The organism is Clostridium sp. BJN0013 (assembly GCF_040939125.1).
Taxonomy (GTDB): domain Bacteria; phylum Bacillota; class Clostridia; order Clostridiales; family Clostridiaceae; genus Clostridium_B.
The window spans coordinates 2,589,446-2,607,157 of the sequence record NZ_CP162495.1 but is presented as its reverse complement, the minus strand read 5'-3'; the positions used below and the strand labels follow the sequence as shown (position 1 = coordinate 2,607,157).

The 17,712-nt window shown below is 31.6% G+C and carries 19 protein-coding genes; all 19 read left to right on the top strand.

Annotated features, from left to right (window positions below):
- Window positions 1-2 precede the first annotated feature (2 nt).
- The 19 genes from fliG to AB3K27_RS13190 all read left to right on the top strand — a co-directional run bounded on the left by fliG (window position 3) and on the right by AB3K27_RS13190 (window position 17,692).
- Window positions 3-1,019, top strand: coding sequence for a flagellar motor switch protein FliG (gene fliG, locus AB3K27_RS13280; protein ID WP_368487902.1), 1,017 nt, complete (start codon window positions 3-5; stop codon window positions 1,017-1,019).
- Window positions 1,003-1,767 carry a flagellar assembly protein FliH gene (locus tag AB3K27_RS13275; protein WP_368487901.1) on the top strand — a complete coding sequence of 255 codons (765 nt, stop codon included), beginning with the start codon at window positions 1,003-1,005 and terminating at the stop codon, window positions 1,765-1,767. Before fliG ends, AB3K27_RS13275 begins: the two co-directional genes overlap by 17 nt.
- 25 nt (window positions 1,768-1,792) lie before the next feature.
- Window positions 1,793-3,112: a flagellar protein export ATPase FliI gene (gene fliI / locus AB3K27_RS13270; RefSeq protein WP_368487900.1), complete on the top strand. Its 1,320-nt coding sequence runs from the start codon at window positions 1,793-1,795 to the stop codon at window positions 3,110-3,112.
- 38 nt (window positions 3,113-3,150) lie between these two features.
- On the top strand, window positions 3,151-3,588 hold the full coding sequence (gene fliJ / locus AB3K27_RS13265; RefSeq protein ID WP_368487899.1) for a flagellar export protein FliJ: 438 nt from the start codon (window positions 3,151-3,153) through the stop codon (window positions 3,586-3,588).
- A 38-nt stretch (window positions 3,589-3,626) separates the two neighbouring features.
- A complete protein-coding gene (locus AB3K27_RS13260) occupies window positions 3,627-5,111 on the top strand; it encodes a flagellar hook-length control protein FliK (RefSeq protein ID WP_368487898.1) in 1,485 nt (494 codons plus the stop codon).
- 26 nt (window positions 5,112-5,137) lie between these two features.
- Window positions 5,138-5,947 (top strand): flagellar hook assembly protein FlgD, encoded by an 810-nt coding sequence (locus AB3K27_RS13255; protein WP_368487897.1) that lies wholly within the window; start codon window positions 5,138-5,140, stop codon window positions 5,945-5,947.
- Window positions 5,948-5,965: 18 nt separating this feature from the next.
- Window positions 5,966-6,358 carry a TIGR02530 family flagellar biosynthesis protein gene (locus AB3K27_RS13250; protein WP_368487896.1) on the top strand — a complete coding sequence of 131 codons (393 nt, stop codon included), beginning with the start codon at window positions 5,966-5,968 and terminating at the stop codon, window positions 6,356-6,358.
- Between the two features lie 98 nt (window positions 6,359-6,456).
- Complete coding sequence (locus AB3K27_RS13245) at window positions 6,457-7,503, top strand: flagellar hook-basal body complex protein (protein ID WP_368487895.1); 1,047 nt, start codon at window positions 6,457-6,459, stop codon at window positions 7,501-7,503.
- A gap of 240 nt (window positions 7,504-7,743) precedes the next feature.
- A complete protein-coding gene (locus tag AB3K27_RS13240) occupies window positions 7,744-7,926 on the top strand; it encodes a flagellar FlbD family protein (protein WP_368487894.1) in 183 nt (60 codons plus the stop codon).
- 56 nt (window positions 7,927-7,982) lie between these two features.
- Window positions 7,983-8,498 carry a flagellar basal body-associated protein FliL gene (gene fliL, locus AB3K27_RS13235; RefSeq protein WP_368487893.1) on the top strand — a complete coding sequence of 172 codons (516 nt, stop codon included), beginning with the start codon at window positions 7,983-7,985 and terminating at the stop codon, window positions 8,496-8,498.
- A 47-nt stretch (window positions 8,499-8,545) separates the two neighbouring features.
- Window positions 8,546-8,959, top strand: a complete 414-nt coding sequence (gene fliO / locus AB3K27_RS13230; protein ID WP_368487892.1) for a flagellar biosynthetic protein FliO — start codon at window positions 8,546-8,548, stop codon at window positions 8,957-8,959.
- Entirely contained in the window at window positions 8,949-9,725 is a 777-nt protein-coding gene (gene fliP / locus AB3K27_RS13225) for a flagellar type III secretion system pore protein FliP (protein WP_368487891.1), read from the top strand. Before fliO ends, fliP begins: the two co-directional genes overlap by 11 nt.
- Before the next feature lie 10 nt (window positions 9,726-9,735).
- Window positions 9,736-10,005: a flagellar biosynthesis protein FliQ gene (gene fliQ / locus AB3K27_RS13220; protein ID WP_368487890.1), complete on the top strand. Its 270-nt coding sequence runs from the start codon at window positions 9,736-9,738 to the stop codon at window positions 10,003-10,005.
- A 257-nt stretch (window positions 10,006-10,262) separates the two neighbouring features.
- Window positions 10,263-10,718: an IS200/IS605 family transposase gene (gene tnpA, locus AB3K27_RS13215; RefSeq protein ID WP_368487531.1), complete on the top strand. Its 456-nt coding sequence runs from the start codon at window positions 10,263-10,265 to the stop codon at window positions 10,716-10,718.
- Window positions 10,719-10,947: 229 nt separating this feature from the next.
- A complete protein-coding gene (locus AB3K27_RS13210; RefSeq protein ID WP_368487889.1) occupies window positions 10,948-12,768 on the top strand; it encodes a fused FliR family export protein/FlhB family type III secretion system protein in 1,821 nt (606 codons plus the stop codon).
- Window positions 12,769-12,772: 4 nt separating this feature from the next.
- Window positions 12,773-14,839, top strand: coding sequence for a flagellar biosynthesis protein FlhA (gene flhA / locus AB3K27_RS13205; protein ID WP_368487888.1), 2,067 nt, complete (start codon window positions 12,773-12,775; stop codon window positions 14,837-14,839).
- Entirely contained in the window at window positions 14,839-16,029 is a 1,191-nt protein-coding gene (flhF, locus tag AB3K27_RS13200; RefSeq protein WP_368487887.1) for a flagellar biosynthesis protein FlhF, read from the top strand. Before flhA ends, flhF begins: the two co-directional genes overlap by 1 nt.
- Complete coding sequence (locus AB3K27_RS13195) at window positions 16,023-16,898, top strand: MinD/ParA family protein (protein WP_368487886.1); 876 nt, start codon at window positions 16,023-16,025, stop codon at window positions 16,896-16,898. Before flhF ends, AB3K27_RS13195 begins: the two co-directional genes overlap by 7 nt.
- Window positions 16,899-16,966: 68 nt before the next feature.
- Complete coding sequence (locus AB3K27_RS13190; protein WP_368487885.1) at window positions 16,967-17,692, top strand: FliA/WhiG family RNA polymerase sigma factor; 726 nt, start codon at window positions 16,967-16,969, stop codon at window positions 17,690-17,692.
- The last annotated feature ends 20 nt before the right edge of the window (window positions 17,693-17,712 follow it).

Sequence of the window (17,712 nt, the reverse complement as noted above, 5' to 3'; positions counted from 1 at the left end):
AAATGGCTAAGGACAGTCAAAAGTTAACTGGTGTACAGAAAGCAGCCATATTGTTTATAACCCTTGGACCGGAAGCTGCTGCAGGAATATTGAAAAGATTGCCAGAAGCTGAAATACAAAAGATAACTTATGAAATAGCCAATATTAACTCAGTAAAGTCAGAGCAGAAAAAGGAAATACTTCAAGAATTTATGGAGATGAATAGAGCTCAAGATTATTTGTTAGAAGGGGGAGTAGAGTACGCCAGAAACCTTTTATCTAAAGCACTTGGAACACAAAGAGCTATGGAAATATTAGATAAAGTTATAGAGGCTACCCAGCAGTTTAGACCTTTTGCTATAGCCCGAAAGGCAGATGCCCAGCAACTTTTAAATATAATAGCTGATGAACATCCTCAGACTATAGCACTTATACTTTGTTACCTTCAGGCAGATAAATCCGGACAGATACTATCTGCGCTTCCTGAGAGCATGCAGGCTGAGGTTGCATATAGAATAGCTACAATGAGTAATACGTCACATATGGTAGTAAAAGAGATAGAAAAAGTATTGGATACCAAACTCTCCTCTGTAGTTAAATCAGATATAAAAGTAATCGGCGGCGTAGAGACAATTGTAGATATATTGAATCAAGTAGATAGAACTACAGAAAAAAATATTACGGAAGGTCTTGAAAAACAAGATGCGGAATTGGCAGAAAAGATCAAAGAATCCATGTTTGTATTTGAAGATATTATTACACTGGATGATGTATCTATTCAAAGAGTACTCAGAGAAGTGGATACAAAAGAACTTTCACTGGCCCTTAAAGGATGTTCAGAAGAAGTATCAGAAACTATATTTAGAAATCAATCCAAGAGAGCTGCTGCAGCTTTAAAAGAGGACATAGAGTTCTTAGGACCTGTTAGACTTATGGATGTAGAAAAGGCACAACAGAGAATTGTAAATATTATAAGAAGATTGGATGAAGCAGGGGAAATAGTTCTTGCAAGAGGAGGAGAGGATGCAATCATCGTATAAAATTATAAAAGGTGACAGCATAAGTGGAAAAGGTGCTAAAAATATAGTTACAGTATTTGAAAAGAAGATCTTTGAAGAAGAGGATAAAGATAATTCAATAATAAATAGTTATTCCAAAATAGTGAAGGCTATGATAGAAGATGCTCAGAGAAAAAGAGAACAAATACTTTCTAAAGCCTATGAAGAAGCTGGAAAAATTGAAGAGGAAGCTTATAAAAGTGCAAATGAAGAAGGATATAAAGAAGGACATGAAAAAGGATATGCGGATGGTTTTAAAAAGGCATATGAAGAAGGCTATACTAAAAATATAGAAAAGGCCAGAATTCAGGGAGAAGAGATAATAAATAAAGCAGATTCCATCCTAGAAGCTTCTGTAGAGGAAAAGAATAGATATTTGAGGGAAAAGGAAGAAGAAATTAAAAGATTTATAATAGATTCAATAGAAAGTATTTTAAAACAGGAAGTTAAAAATGAGGACAGTTTAAATGCTATGGTATTTAATGAACTCTCACAAGTGAGAAATATTGAAACTTTTATAATAAAAAGTAGAAAAAAATATTGTGACCAGTTTAAAAAACAGGTGGATATCTGGAGAGAAAGATTGCCATTTAAAGGAGATATTTTTATAATACCGGATGAAACCTTAGAAGAAGGCAGTGTAATTATAGAAAAAAATAATGGAAAAAGTGTTTTCTCTGTAGATATAGCCATGAAAAAAATGAAAGAAATATTTAAAAGTGTAGAATAATAAATGTATGTAAGGTGAGGGTTACATGATAGATTTAAACTTTTCTGAACTGAATAGGAAAGTAAAAGTTGCTAATTTTACCTACCAGGAAGGTATTGTGAAAAAAGTTATAGGATTAACTATAGAAGTAGAAGGCATAAAGGCTTTTGTAGGAGAGGTATGCAATATATATACTGAAGAAAACGGGAAAATAGCCTGTGAAGTAGTCGGATTTAAAGAAAAAGATGTAATATTAATGCCTTTGGGAGAACTTGTTGGAATTTCTCCGGGGTGTCGGGTTGTGCCGGGTAGAAGACCTTTAAGTGTAAAATGCTCTGAGGAGTTATTTGGCAAGGTTTTAGATGGACTTGGCAATCCTCTGGAGGGAAATGAAATTTCATCCGGAGTTTTATATGAATTGGATGCAGATCCACCAGATCCCTTAAAGAGGAAAAGAATTAAACAGGTGATATCTACGGGAATACGTGCTATAGATGGATTTTTGACCTGCGGAGAGGGCCAGAGGATTGGTATATTTGCAGGAAGTGGAGTAGGAAAAAGTACAACTCTTGGTATGATAGCCAGGTATGCAGAGGCAGATGTGAATGTAATAGCACTTATAGGGGAAAGAGGAAGAGAAGTCAGAGATTTTATAGAAAAGGATCTGGGAGAGGAAGGATTAAAAAAATCTATTATAGTATGTGCTACTTCGGATAAACCGGCCTTAGTCAGATTGAAAGGAGCCTTTACTGCTACTGCTATTGCAGAGTATTTTAGAGATAAAGGTAAAAAAGTTATACTTATGATGGATTCGGTTACCAGGTTTGCCATGGCTCAAAGGGAAATTGGACTTGCAGTAGGAGAACCACCTGCAACTAAAGGATATACTCCCTCTGTGTTTGCAAAACTTCCCAGGCTTATGGAAAGATCCGGTATGTCGGATAAAGGGTCTATTACTGCCTTTTATACAGTTCTTGTAGATGGAGATGACTTAAATGAACCTATTGCAGATGCGGTTAGAGGTATATTAGATGGACATATAGTATTGTCCCGTTCTCTGGCTAATAAGAACCATTACCCGGCCATAGACGTATTGGCCAGTATAAGCAGACTCATGTCAGAAATAACTGAAGAATCACATAAAAAAAGTGCTTCTTTTGCAAGAGATATGTTATCTGTATATAAAAATTCTGAAGATTTAATAAATATAGGAGCCTACATTAGAGGAAACAATCCTAATATTGATATGGCAATAAATTATTATGACAGCATAATAAATTATTTAAAGCAGAGTATGGATGAATATTCTTCATTTGATAATAGCATAAACAGACTAACAGGTATGTTCAATTTAGGAAGTAATTAAAAAGCAGTGTATTATCGCCTATATAAGGAGGAGATAACTTGAAGGCATATAAGTTTAGGCTTCAAAAGCTTCTTGATATGAGAGTGGATAAAGAAGAAGAATGTAAAATTGAATTTCAACAGGCTAAAAATGAAAGCTTTAGAACAAAAGAAAAACTCATGGAAATGAAAGAAAATTACAGAAAGTATAATAATTTTTCGGGGTCTAGCTCTGTTATAGAACAAAAGATAAGACATATTTATATAAATAACTTAAGTTACAATATAGGTGAAACTGTTGAAGAGTTAAATCAAAAAGAAAAAGTTGTAGAAAGTAAAAGGGAAGAGTTGAAGCAGCGCCAAATTGATAGAAAAACTGTAGAAGTATTAAAGGACAAGTACATAGATGATTTTAGAAGAGAACAAAATAGAATTGAACAAAATTTAAATGATGAATTTGCCCTTTATGGATTTATTAGAAATTTTAAAGCCAGATAAATAATTATTGAGTTGCGTTGAAAGGAGGTGAAAAATAAATGATAGATTTAAATAGTATACAATTAAATAATACTGTTTCCAGTACTAAAGTTAATAATAGTAGTAAAACTTCTAAAGATACTTCCAATGATTTCAGTACTCTATTAAAGACTTCTTCAGATAATAGTACAGTAAAAAATAAAGACACATCCGTAGATAAAGTGAAAAATGAAACTTTAAAAGATAATGATGGAGATAAAACCTCTGTTGATAAAAATTTAAGTGACAAAAAAGTTGAATTAAATGAAAAAGTGAAAGGTGAGTTAAAGAAAGCCGGCTTTAGTGAAGAAGATATAGAAAATTTGGAGAAGGATTTATCCCAGGGAAACATAAGCCAGAATGCTTTGATGTATTTAATAAATATATTGTTTAAAAGTGAGAACAATTCAACAGACAACTTGAATCTTCAGGGAAATAATGATGAATTTATAGAACAAATAAGTAATAAAATAAGCAGTGAAATTTTACAAAACTTAAACTATATTACTGCAGGTAATAAAGAACAAAATACAATTTTTACAAGTGATGATATGATATCAAAAGTAATTAAAGAAAATGTAAATGATCTTTCTGATATTTTAGAGCAATTTGGAACATCACAGGAATTCAATAATAAACTGATAGAAAAATTAAACACCAGTATTCTAGCTAAGTTATCTTCGGAGGAAAGTATATATGATAAGGTAAAAAGTGAAATTAATACTGCATTATCAAAAGAACTAAATTTAAGTAACCCCCAGGAAGAAACTATTGATAATTTGTCTGAATTAAAGATACAAAATCAATATAATTCTAATAAAATAGATGTAAATAAGGCTACTTTGGCTACATCACCACAAGAAATATCTAGTGACAATATTGAGAACAATAATTCCAGTAATTCTTCAGAGAAAAATGGACAATCATCTACGGGAAATGGTGCAAAAAATGAAGAGAATATATTGCAAAAAATTATAGAAGGTGGATCAGAAGATAAAATTTCTAAAGTTACTAATTTTATGACTTATTTTAAAAATATGGATACAAACAATCCTATACAGGATTTAGGAGAAATGGCTATAAATAAAAATTCTTTTAATTCAGATATGATAAAAACTTTGAAATATATGGACATAAACAATGTTAAAGAGTTAACTGTGAAGATAAATCCTAAAGAATTAGGAGAAATTACTATAAACCTTACTATGCAGGAAGGGAAATTAAAAGCAGTATTAACGGCCTCAAATAAAGAGGCATATAATCTTTTAAATGCTAATTTACAGGATTTGTCCAATAAAATTCAAACTAATGATATAAAAGTCCAGGGATTATCTTTAAATATATATAATGAAGATGCTACTTTTTTTAGAGATGAAAGTGGAAAAGAGCAACATCAGGATAGCAGTCAACAAAATAAAAATTCAAGTTTAAATAACCTGGTAGAAGATGAAAACAAGGTGCAAAATGACTATTATTACAACAATAATGTAAATATACTGGCATAGGTTAAAATTTAGAGAGGAGGTAAATTATGTCAATGACATTGGATAATGTATTAAATCAGAGCTATAGTCAGGCTTTCAGGACATTTGCAGCTAACACAAGTACCCAAGATACTGAAAAAACTTCAGATGACAATGATACATCTGATGATACGCAAAAATATTATCCCATTTCATCAGATGAAAGTTCAAATACTACAGAAAATGGAACTAAAATAGTCAACAAGAAGACCGGATATGATATGGATTTAAATATGTTTTTAAAAATACTCTGTGCAGAACTTGAAAATCAGGATCCTACAGATAGCAGTTCACAAGGTTCAACGGAGTATATAAGTCAGTTGGCACAGTTTTCTGCCCTTCAGCAGATGATGAATTTAAATAATACAAATAGGATTAGCACTGCAAATTCACTTGTAAACAAATATGTAACATTAAGTGATAGAGATTCTGAAGGAAATTATGTTACAGGTCAAGTAGTTGGTGTGGTGAAGGATGGAGATGACGTTCAACTTAAGGTAATAGTGGGTACAAAAACAGATTCTGATGGAAATACTTCTTATGATACTCAGAATTTTAGTGTGGATAATCTTATTCAGGTAGATGATTTAGGAGATGCATATAATATAACCACTAATAATATGATGCTTTTAAGTGCTACTTCTCTTATAGGTAAACAGGTTGAAACAAGCCAAAAAGATGACAGTGGAAATTATTATAGTGGAATTGTTCAATCTGTATCCAGGGGAACAGGTGGAATAATCGTAAAAGTACAAATTTCTGAAGGTGAAACCAAAGATTTTTATTTTGATCAGATCTCAAAGGTAAAAGATTCCTAAAAAGTGGGTGTGATATCCGTGGCATATAGAGTTATCAATGGTAAATTGCACTTTGCAGAGGAGCTACCTAAAATATGTAATAAGCCCAGTTACATAAATAAAGCTTCTGGGAAGGTATCTTTTAAAGATATCCTAAATAGTCAACTTAATAAGACAAATAGCTTTACCATATCAAATCATGCAGCAGAAAGACTTAAAAGCAGAAATATAAATTTAAATGAAAAAGATATGGAAAATATAAACTCTGCTATAAACAGGGCAGAAGATAAAGGATGCAGGGAATCTGCACTGCTTTATAAAGATACAGTATTTATTACTTCCATAAAAAACAGAACTGTAATTACAGCTATGGATAAAAATTCAAGTGATAATAATGTATTTACCAATATAGATAGTATGGTAATAGTGTAGATGGAATTAAATGGCTGGACCTTAGGGAAGCCGGGTTCTGTGGAGAGATTGAAGCAGAACAAATTTATTAAATTATTTAAAATTGGAGGGGAATATATATGTTGCCATCGTTGTATTCAGGGATTAGTGGTCTTAGAGCTAATCAACAAAAATTAAATGTAATTGGAAATAATATAGCTAATGCATCAACTACCTCATTCAAAACTCAAAGTATGAATTTTCAGGATATGATAAGTCAAAATCTTTCCGACCCAAGTGCACCCAGCAATAGTATAGGTGGAGTTAATGGAAAACAAAGTGGTCTTGGAGTTACTGTAGCAGGTATAAGTACAGATTTTACCACAGGAAGTATGGCTACTACAAATAGAAATTTAGATTTTGCAATAGATAATACAGGATATTTTATAGTTGGTACAGGTAAGCTGGGAGAAACTTCTGATGATACGGGAATTCCAATTGATGAAGATAATAATATACTAGGAGCAGGAGATAATGAGGTAGAAAATGCAATGGAACCCTACTATACAAGAGATGGTTCATTTTACCTAGATACCCAGGGCAATCTGGTAAACCAAAGTGGATACAGAGTTATGGGGTATTTGGTAACAGATGAAAACAACACTTCTACTATAACCTATTTGCAAAATGATACAGAGGATACATCCCAAAATGCCATACAGTTTGTAGATGCAAATGGTACTGTAACTTCAGTTACAGATAAATTAGTGCCATTGTCTATTCCAAATTATGTTACTAAGGATGATCAACTGGTAAAGGTTAAATCTTTTGCAGTGGGTAAAGATGGTTACATAACAGCCCAGCTTGCAGATGGGACTACAGCTGCTTTAGGTCAGATAGCTATGGTATCTTTTCAAAATGAAGGAGGACTTGTAAAACAGGGAGGGAATCTTTATACTACATCCTCAAATTCAGGACAGCCCATAGTAAGAAGTGGAAGGGGTGCTGAGAATGATAATAGTGCAGGATATGGTGATATAGTCCAGGGATACCTTGAAATGTCAAATGTGGATCTGGCACAGCAATTTACAGATATGATAGTAGCTACTAGGGCTTTTCAGGCAAATGGAAAAATAATAACTACAGGAGATACTATATTGGAGGATTTAATAAATCTTAAAAGGTAGTAAATAAAGTTAAAAATATATTGACTTTAAGATAAATTAAAAATTATCTTATATGTCAATATATTTTTAAAATTGAATTTCAGGTATAATTTGTTGACAATATGCATATATTTGAGTTTATAATAAATTACATATTTTGATGATTTTATTCATAAATTTTACGTTGAATACTTATGTATTAGGATGTTAAAATTTATAAGGGCTTTGAAAAATATTCAATATATTTTAGGGAGGCATTTTATGATAAAGCTTACAGGCTTGGATGACAAAGAATTTGTTATAAATTCAGATCATATAGAAAAATTAGTAGAAACTCCGCAAAGTGTAATTACTCTTTTAAATGGGAATAAATATATAGTTAAGGAATCCAATGATGAGATAATTGAAAAGATCATAGAATACAAGAGAAAAATATATATTTAGGCAACATAGAAAATCAATTTACAATTTTGCACAATATTTTGAAAGGAGAAAACACAGTGGAAAATAAAGAGAAAAAAAAGGATGGCGTAGGTGTAAAGGTAATTTTAATAGTGTTTTTTCTTGTGGCGGCAGTTGGAGCAGGGGCGTTTTTTGGATATAGCAAATTTTTAAGTAATAAAAATACAGATTCTAGTGAAAATATGGCCGCTTCAAATGTAGCGCAAACTCAGACTCAAAGTGGAGAAAATTCAAGTTATCTGCAGCATGTAGTTTCAGCTAAAACTTTTGATTTGAGTGAGTTTACCGTAAATTTAGCAGATGAAGGTGGAAAGAATTATTTAAAAGTAAATGTATACCTTGGTTATGATGATAAAAAATTAACTAATGAGTTGACAGAAAAAACTCCAATTATAAGGGATGCCATTATAGAGATTTTAAGGACTAAAAAGGTAGAAGATATAAGTGATAAAAATATGGATAATATAAAAATAGAAATTATTCAAAGAATAAATCCTATGTTAGAAAAAGGAAAGATAAATAATGTATATTTTAGCGATATATTAACACAGTAGGATGTATAGATGATTTTTATAATTTGACTTAATATGGAGAAATTTATATGGATTTGGGATTATGGTGGATGATTTTTAAAATAATTATATCTTTAGGTTTTATACTCTGTCTCATATATATATCAGTAAAATATGGAGGAGGTAAACTTCAAAGTATTCAAAATGGCAGATATGTAAAAATATTTGAAAGAACTCAGATTTCAAAAGAAAATAGTCTATTGGTAGTAAAAATTGGAGACAGAGCGTATGTGATTTCATCCACTAATAGCAAAGTTGAAATAATATATGAGTTAAATGAAAAAGAAATATCAGATATGGAAAATATGAGAAGTGTATATGAATATAAGAATTTAAAAGACTTATATAATAAAATTGGATTAAAAGATATTTTAAGGAAAACTAATGAAAATCCTTTAGTTAAAAAACTTAAGCGCAAAAAGGAAGATAAAGATGAAAGGTAAATTCAATAAGAACAGTATAATTATTTCAGTTTTAATTGTGTGTTTTATTATTTTGGCAGTTCATACAGTTCATGGTGCACCTACAGATTTTCCTATACCTAATATAGATATTTCTGTAGACAATGCTTCCACACCCCAACAGTATGTAGGTAATATAAAGTTACTTATAATGCTTACAATACTTACATTACTCCCATCCTTTATAATGATGATGACAAGTTTTGTAAGAATTGTAGTGGTTTTTGGATTTTTGAGAACTGCCATAGGAACTCAACAGTCTCCTCCTAATCAGGTATTAGTTGGACTTGCTCTTTTCCTTACAGTATTCATTATGTTGCCTGTTTATGGAAAAATAAATTCTGAGGCCATACAACCTTACCTGCAAAATAGTATAACTCAAGAGCAGGCTATAGAGCGGGGGGCCAAGCCCCTTAGGGAATTCATGTTAAAGCAGACCAGACAAAAGGATCTTAAATTATTTGTGGACGAGGCCAAATTAAATTATGAGGTTACAAAAGACAATGTACCTCTCTATGTAGTAATTCCTGCGTACATAATAAGTGAATTGAAGACTGCCTTTCAAATTGGATTTTTACTTTACATACCCTTTATGATAATAGATCTGGTGGTGGGAAGTGTACTTATGTCTATGGGAATGTTTATGCTTCCGCCGGTTATGATATCACTTCCATTTAAACTTCTTTTATTTGTAATGGTAGATGGATGGTATTTACTGGTAAAATCTTTAATTATAAGTTTTTCATGAGGTGAATTTTATGAGCGAAAATATGGTGATAGGTATTATAAGAGATGCAATACAGACAGGACTTTTGATTTCTGCACCTATTTTAATAATTTCCATACTGGTAGGTCTTATAATAAGTATATTTCAGGCAACTACTCAAATACAGGAGCAGACTCTCACCTTTGTACCTAAATTAGTGGCTATAGCACTAGTGGGACTCCTTACTGGAAGTTGGATGCTGCATCAGATAGTAAGTTTTACTGAAAGAATTTTTACATATATAGCCCATATAACTCAGTAAAATTAAGAGTTTATAGTTAATAGTTAAGAGTTATGGATGATTTTCTTCCGTTAACACTGCAGAAAATCTAAAATATAGCACCATTAAATTTAACATTTTTCATAACAAAGTGGAGAAAAATTTTCCTTGTCTATATGAAAACCACCTGCTATGCAGGTGTGTTCAGAATAGCTTAAGCGGTGAACAAAAAACCTCACTTTGATAAAATAGAAGAGGTCTCGTCAACCAAATCTATAATCAAAGGAGGTTTGCCCTAAATGGACAGTAATAGTTTATCACATACTAAATGGAGATGTAAATATCATGTAGTATTTTCACCCAAATATAGAAGAAAAGAAATATATGGAGAAAAAAGAAAAGAGATAGGAAAAATATTAAGGAAACTTTGTGAATGGAAAGGTGTAGAAATAATAGAGGCGAATGCATGTGAAGATCATATACATATGCTTTTATCGATACCACCAAAGACAAGTGTTTCAAGTTTTATGGGATTCTTGAAGGGAAAAAGTAGTCTAATGATATTTGAGAGATTTTCAAATTTAAAATATAAATATGGAAATAGGCACTTTTGGTGCAGAGGATTCTATGTAGACACAGTTGGAAAAAATAAAAAAGCAATAGAAGAATATATAAGAAATCAACAGAAAGAAGATATGATCGCCGACCAAGTAAGTATGAAGGAATACATGGACCCTTTTAAGGGTAGCAAGTAACATAAATTGCGGCTGGCGAGATCTTTAAGATGCCTTGAGGCATAATGCTGGTAATGTGCCCTTATAGGGCTTAGGAAAAACCACCAGCTAAGCTGGTGGATATTTATTACTTTTAACTTTTCACTCTTAATTCTTAACTTAAACATAGTTCTTTAGTACTAATAATTTACGTGTATAAGTTAGGTTTACATCTAGAAATCTGTACTATAAATTATATGGAGTGGGTAATTTGATAGATACTTTGTATTTTACAGCTTTAATACTTGTAACATTAAGAATATTTTGTTTTTTTACAATGGTTCCTATATTTTTCCCCAGTGGGACTCCAAGTATAGTAAAAGTAGGATTGACTTTAGTTATGGCATATATACTTTTACCAGGAATAGATTATTCTACTGTAAATACTATAAGCAGCACTATACCTTTTATATATAATTGTATAAATGAGGTTGTAGCAGGATTGACTTTAGGCTTTCTGGTGAGTCTATGCTTTACAGCTTTTAGAATTGCAGGAAGCTATATGGATTTGCAGGTAGGACTTTCTATGATGAGTATGTTTGATCCGAATTCTAGTAGTAATACTACTCTACTAGAACGGCTCATGTATTGGTTTTGTATGGTAGTTTTTCTTGCAGTAGATGGTCACCATATGTTGATAAGATCTCTCATAGATAGTTTTTCTACTATAAAACTAGGCAGCTTTTTTTTAGCGCAGGGTTCTATTAATATTATAATAAAAGCATTTATAATGTATTTTTCTATAGCTTTAAAAATAGCAATACCCATACTACTTATAATTTTAATAGCAGATTTGACCATGTCGCTTATTGCAAGAACTGTTCCACAACTTAATATAATGATACTTGGACTTCCAATTAAGATACTAATAGGACTGGGTTCATTCTGTTTTGCACTTCCTATATTCTTAAAAATTATGAGAAATTCTTTTCAGGCCATACCAGATTCTATAAAAGGATTTTATAATACACTGCCACTACTTATAATATTTGCTTCTGATGATAAAACAGAGGAAGCTACTCCTAGAAAAAAAAGTGATGCTAGAAAAAAAGGACAGATTCCAAAGAGTAAAGAAATAGCTCTGGCTCTCACTCTTCTAGCTTCTACACTGGTTATACTTGTGTTAGGGGGATATGTGGGCTCTCAAGTAAAAGCTACTATGATAACATTTTTTAATAATTATTTGGTTATGTCTTTAGATTATGCCAGTGTGCAGAAAATAACTTTTATAACTATATGCAGATTGGGAATTATATTTTTACCTGTGGCTGTACCTATACTTGTTATGGGCGTTTTGGCAAATTTCTTCCAGACTAGAGGACTTGTGACTTCTCATCCATTAAAACCGGATTTATCAAAATTAAATCCCATAAATGGATTTAAGAGAATGTTTTCCATGAGAGCTGTAATGGAGCTTTTGAAAAGTCTTTTTATAATAACTGTAGTTGGAATTATAGGGGTTAAATTTGTAAAAGATAATTATCTTTATATAATGAATTTAAGCAGTTTGAATTTTGAAAGTATAATAAAAGCTATTTCAAAGCTTACAGTAAACATATTTTTTAGAGTAGCTATGATAATGATAATTATAGCTGTTATAGATTACATATTTCAAATTTTTCAATATAATAAAGATTTAAAAATGTCCAAGCAAGAAGTTAAAGAGGAGTATAAACAGGACGAAGGAGATCCACAGATTAAAAGTAAAATAAGGCAGAAGCAAAGGGAAATGGCAATGAGAAGGATGATGCAGGAAGTTCCAAAGGCTACAGTAGTAGTAACAAATCCTACTCATGTAGCTGTAGCGCTTAAGTATGAAGAAAATCAAAATGCACCTATAGTTTCGGCGAAAGGATTGGATTCAGTGGCTGTTAGAATAAAAAAAGTGGCTAAAGATAATGATGTTCCTATAATTGAAAATCCACCTCTTGCAAGGCTTATATACAAAGAGGTAGATATTGATAAGGAGATTCCCATAGAGATGTATCAAGCAGTAGCAGAGATATTGGCTTTGGTTTACAAGATGAGGTGATATTTTGGAAGGAAGCAAAAGACGATTTAGATTAAAGGACAATATAGATATAATAATGGCTTTGGTAGTTATTATGATAGTGTTGATGATCATAATACCTATGCCCCCAAAACTTTTAGATATTCTTATGTCTTTTAATATAACATTATCTGTAATAATTATACTTTTAACTATGTTTACAACAGAAGTATTGCAATTTTCTGTATTTCCCACTTTACTTTTAATTACGACTTTATTTAGGTTAGCTCTTAATGTATCTTCTACAAGGCTTATATTATCAGAAGGCTATGCAGGAGAGGTTATAAATGCCTTTGGAGATTTTGTTGTAGGTGGAAATTATATTGTTGGAATAATTATATTTTTAATTATAGTAATTATACAGTTTATAGTAATTACCAATGGTGCCGGCAGGGTATCAGAGGTTTCTGCTAGATTCACATTGGATTCTATGCCTGGTAAACAGATGAGTATTGATGCAGATTTAAATTCAGGATTAATTGATGAAAATGGTGCCAGAGCTAGAAGAGCCAAACTTCAGATGGAAGCGGATTTTTATGGAGCTATGGATGGTGCCTCTAAGTTTGTAAAAGGTGATGCTATAGCCGGACTTATAATTATGGTGATAAATATAATAGCAGGAATAATAATTGGAGTCGTGGTAATGGGAATGGATATTGCAACATCAGCCCAGACTTATACTAAGCTTACCATAGGTGATGGATTAGTAACTCAAGTTCCAGCTCTTTTGATATCTACTGCTTCAGGTATACTTGTTACCCGTTCTGGAAGCAGTGAAAGTTTTGGTACACTGGCTATGAAACAGCTTACGGGATTTCCCAAAGTAATAGCAATGGCCGGGGCAGTTCTTTTATTTTTAGCAGTTATACCTGGACTTCCACATATAGCATTTTTTATATTGGCAATAGCCTGTGGTATAGCAGCTTACCTTCTATATAAAGATGAAAAGGAACAGAGTATACAGCAAATTGAAATGCAAAATCAGGAGATGACTGAAATAGAAAATAAGGAACCGGAAAATGTAATGAATCTTATATCTGTAGAGCCTATGGAAGTAGAAATAGGTTACGGTTTGATACCACTTGCAGATGAGGGTTCTGGGGGAGATTTGCTTCAAAGGATAACTTCTGTTAGAAGGCAGTGCGCTATTGAAATGGGAATAATAGTACAACCTATTAGGATTAGAGATAATTTGCAGTTGAAGACCAACGATTATGTTATAAAAATAAGAGGTACAGTAATGGCAAGAGGAGAGCTTATTCCCAATATGTTATTATGTATGGATCCTACTAATTCTAATGTTGCTATTCAGGGTATAAGTACAGTGGAACCTTCTTTTGGATTGCCGGCTACCTGGATTAACAAAGATCAAAGGGAAGAAGCAGAGATTAAAGGGTTAACCGTAGTAGACCCTACTACGGTTATGGTAACTCATTTAACAGAAACTATTAAAAATCACTCCTATGAATTACTTGGAAGACAGGAAGTTAAAATAATAGTAGATTCTGTAAAAGAAAAATACCCTACTGTAGTAGAAGAACTTATACCGGATTTACTTACAATAGGTGAGGTCCAAAAGGTACTTCAGAATCTTTTAAAGGAAAGGGTATCCATAAAGGATATGGTAACTATATTAGAATCCCTGGCAGATAATTCCAGAAGCACAAAGGATATTGAACTTCTAACAGAATATGTAAGATTTTCTCTGGGAAGAAGTATATGTAATTCTTTCATAGATGAAAATGGTGCTATAGTAGTAGTCACCTTATCACAAGAATTAGAGAGTTTAATAGGAAGCAATATACAGAAATCTATGCAAGGTTCTTTTCCTTCCATAGATCCTGAAACTACAAATAAAATATTGAATTCCATAAAAAAAGTCTTGGATTCAGTTTATTTCTATGAAAATCAGCCTATAATATTAGTTTCACCTAAAATAAGGGCGCCTTTTAGAAGATTAATTGAGATGGTATTTCAGTCCGTAAATGTACTATCATTAAATGAAATACCAAATGATGTAGAGATAAAGACTGAAGGAGTGATTTCAATATAATGATCATTAAAAGATATAAAGCCAATAATATGAATGAGGCTATTACCAGAATTAGATATGAATTGGGAAATGAAGCTATAATTATAAGTCAGAGAAAGATTAGAAAAAGCGGTATAATGGGCTTTTTTTCCAAGAAAATTTTAGAAGTTACTGCGGCTGTAGATAATAAAAAAGAAGAGCATAAAAAAAGTCAGTATAATAATGATAATATGAAACAGAGTGTTGAGGCTATAAAAAAAATAATAGACAATAAAATGAAAGATACGAGTTCAGATGATAAAGCTTTATCAGATAATGGCATAAAAGATTCCGGTATATCTAGGAGTTTTTACGAAAATAGTATAATAGATAAAAATAATGATGCTGTTATAAAAGAAGTACAGCAGATGAAAAGTATGTTAAATGAAGTGATACAAGGTTCTTATGGAAATATTGGAAAAAGTAAGCTTCAAATAAAGCTTGAAAATAGTGATTTTAGCCGTAGTGTAGTAAAGAAAATATTAAATAGTGTAAATGCAATGGATGACGATAGAGAAGATGAGGAAAAATTAAGGGAAGTAGTAAAAGACATGATAAAAGTGGATAATAAAGAGTTGGAACATGTGGTTGTTTTAGTAGGACCTACAGGAGTAGGTAAAACTACCACCATTGCAAAACTTGCGGGAAAACTTGTGCTTATTGAAAAGAAGAAAGTAGGTCTTATAACCATAGATACATATAGAATAGGAGCAGTAGAGCAGCTTAGAACTTATGCAGATATAATGAATATACCTTTTCAGGTAATACTTTCCATGAAGGATATGTCAAAAGCTATAGATAATATGAAAAGCTGCGATACTATCTTAATAGATACTACAGGGAGAAGTAGTAGAAATGAGATGCAGATATCAGAGTTAAGGGCATTTATAGACAAGGTTCAAACTAACAATGTACATTTAGTAATAAGTTGTACTACCAAAGATAAGGATATAGACGTAATAGTGAATGGATATAAGAAGTTAAATTACAGCGATATAATAATAACTAAGCTAGATGAAACATCTACTTATGGTTCTATATTGAATATATTACAATCAGCTAAGAAACCTATAAGTTTTGTTACCACAGGACAAAATGTACCAGAAGATATAAAAATCATGGAGCCTGAAGAATTAGCAAAGCTTGTATTGGGAGAGGATATTATATGCTAGATCAAGCTGAACAATTGAGAAAATTAGCTGAGGTGGATAAACGATCAAAAGTAGGCTCGGAGTTTAATGCAAAACCCAGAATAATGGCAATTGCTTCTGGTAAAGGAGGGGTTGGGAAAAGTAATTTTGTAGTAAATGTATCTATAGCTTTGCAAAAAATGGGCAAAAAGGTTTTAATATTTGATGGTGATATGGGTATGGGTAACGATGATGTACTTATGGGATTTTTACCTAAATATAATGTTTACGATGTAATTTTGGGGAATAAAACTATAGAAGATGTTATTATTAGAGGGCCTTTTGGAGTAAAGTTGCTTCCAGGAGGAACTGGAATTTTAAAGATTGAAGGTATAACAAAAACTCAACGGGATGATTTTATAAAAAAATTATCTTCTTTAAATGATGTGGATTATATAGTATTAGATACAGGAGCTGGCATAAATAGAGATGTATTGGGCTTTATAACCTGTTGTCAGGAATTTATTATAATTACTACACCGGAACCTACTTCCCTTACAGATGCTTATAGTCTGGTAAAAGCTGTGAATCATTTTAAATTAAAGGATAGGGCTAAGGTAATTGTAAATAGAACTACAGACGTTAAAGAAGGAGAAAAAACTTTCACCAAATTTAACAGTGTAGTAAATAAGTTTTTGAGTATTAAACTTGAATATGTAGGATGTATATCAGATGATAAAAATCTTATACAGGCTGTTAGAAATCAAATTCCACTTTTGATAAATTATCCAAATTCAGAAGCTTCAAAAGATATAAATTTTATAGCAAATAAATTGGCAGGAGTTAAAAATCCTGAAATAAAAGCTAGCATTCAGAGTTTATTTAATAAGATTTTCGATATTTTTTCATAATTTTCCTATAGAAAAGATTTAAATATATTTATGATGGAATATAAAAGGAATGAAGGGAGACTAAAATTATGGCTTTGGCAAATGAATTAAATATAAAAGAAGAATTAGTTAAAAAATATCTTCCTCTAGTGAAATATATTGCGTCTAGAGTCATAATAGGAAAGACTAGATATATTGAATATGAAGATTTGGTCAGCTATGGAACTTTAGGATTAATGGATGCAATAAATAAGTTCGATAAGGATAGGGGGATGAAATTTTCCACTTATGCTTCCATAAGAATAAAAGGTTCTATGATAGATGAATTAAGAAGAAATAGTCCTATTTCCAAAGGGGCTATGGACAAGCTTAATAGGTATAATGCAGCGGTGGAATATCTTCAGAGAGAGTTAGGTAGAGAGCCCAGTAGTGTTGAGATAGCTGATAAGCTGGGAATATCTTTAAAGGAAATGATGGAAATTGAAAATTATATAAATTATATATCTATGGTTTCTTTGGAGGATTTAATATTTTCAGATGAGGATAATATTCCTATTATGGGTACCATAGAAGATACTAAAAGTCCTAGTCCAGAAAAGAGTTTGGAGGAGAAAGAAAGATTAGAATATTTGGCCAAAGCTTTAGAACTTTTAAATGAAAAAGATAATTTAGTACTCACTTTGTATTATTATGAAGGGTTAACATTAAAAGAAATAGGTCATATTTTAAATGTATCTGAATCCAGGGTATGTCAACTTCACAGTAGGGCAATGGTACATTTAAGAAAAGCTATGGTGAAATTGAAATATATATGAATCTTCCAATTAAGATTTTT

Excerpts from the sequence above, each read along its gene's own strand:
- AB3K27_RS13245 (WP_368487895.1), top strand. The coding sequence starts at position 6,457 with ATGTTGCCATCGTTGTATTCAGGGATTAGTGGTCTTAGAGCTAATCAA.
- tnpA (WP_368487531.1), top strand. The coding sequence starts at position 10,263 with ATGGACAGTAATAGTTTATCACATACTAAATGGAGATGTAAATATCAT.
- fliP (WP_368487891.1), top strand. The coding sequence starts at position 8,949 with ATGAAAGGTAAATTCAATAAGAACAGTATAATTATTTCAGTTTTAATT.
- AB3K27_RS13195 (WP_368487886.1), top strand. The coding sequence starts at position 16,023 with ATGCTAGATCAAGCTGAACAATTGAGAAAATTAGCTGAGGTGGATAAA.
- AB3K27_RS13255 (WP_368487897.1), top strand. The coding sequence starts at position 5,138 with ATGTCAATGACATTGGATAATGTATTAAATCAGAGCTATAGTCAGGCT.
- AB3K27_RS13240 (WP_368487894.1), top strand. The coding sequence starts at position 7,744 with ATGATAAAGCTTACAGGCTTGGATGACAAAGAATTTGTTATAAATTCA.
- AB3K27_RS13190 (WP_368487885.1), top strand. The coding sequence starts at position 16,967 with ATGGCTTTGGCAAATGAATTAAATATAAAAGAAGAATTAGTTAAAAAA.
- fliO (WP_368487892.1), top strand. The coding sequence starts at position 8,546 with ATGGATTTGGGATTATGGTGGATGATTTTTAAAATAATTATATCTTTA.
- AB3K27_RS13275 (WP_368487901.1), top strand. The coding sequence starts at position 1,003 with ATGCAATCATCGTATAAAATTATAAAAGGTGACAGCATAAGTGGAAAA.
- fliI (WP_368487900.1), top strand. The coding sequence starts at position 1,793 with ATGATAGATTTAAACTTTTCTGAACTGAATAGGAAAGTAAAAGTTGCT.
- fliG (WP_368487902.1), top strand. The coding sequence starts at position 3 with ATGGCTAAGGACAGTCAAAAGTTAACTGGTGTACAGAAAGCAGCCATA.
- fliQ (WP_368487890.1), top strand. The coding sequence starts at position 9,736 with ATGAGCGAAAATATGGTGATAGGTATTATAAGAGATGCAATACAGACA.
- flhF (WP_368487887.1), top strand. The coding sequence starts at position 14,839 with ATGATCATTAAAAGATATAAAGCCAATAATATGAATGAGGCTATTACC.
- AB3K27_RS13260 (WP_368487898.1), top strand. The coding sequence starts at position 3,627 with ATGATAGATTTAAATAGTATACAATTAAATAATACTGTTTCCAGTACT.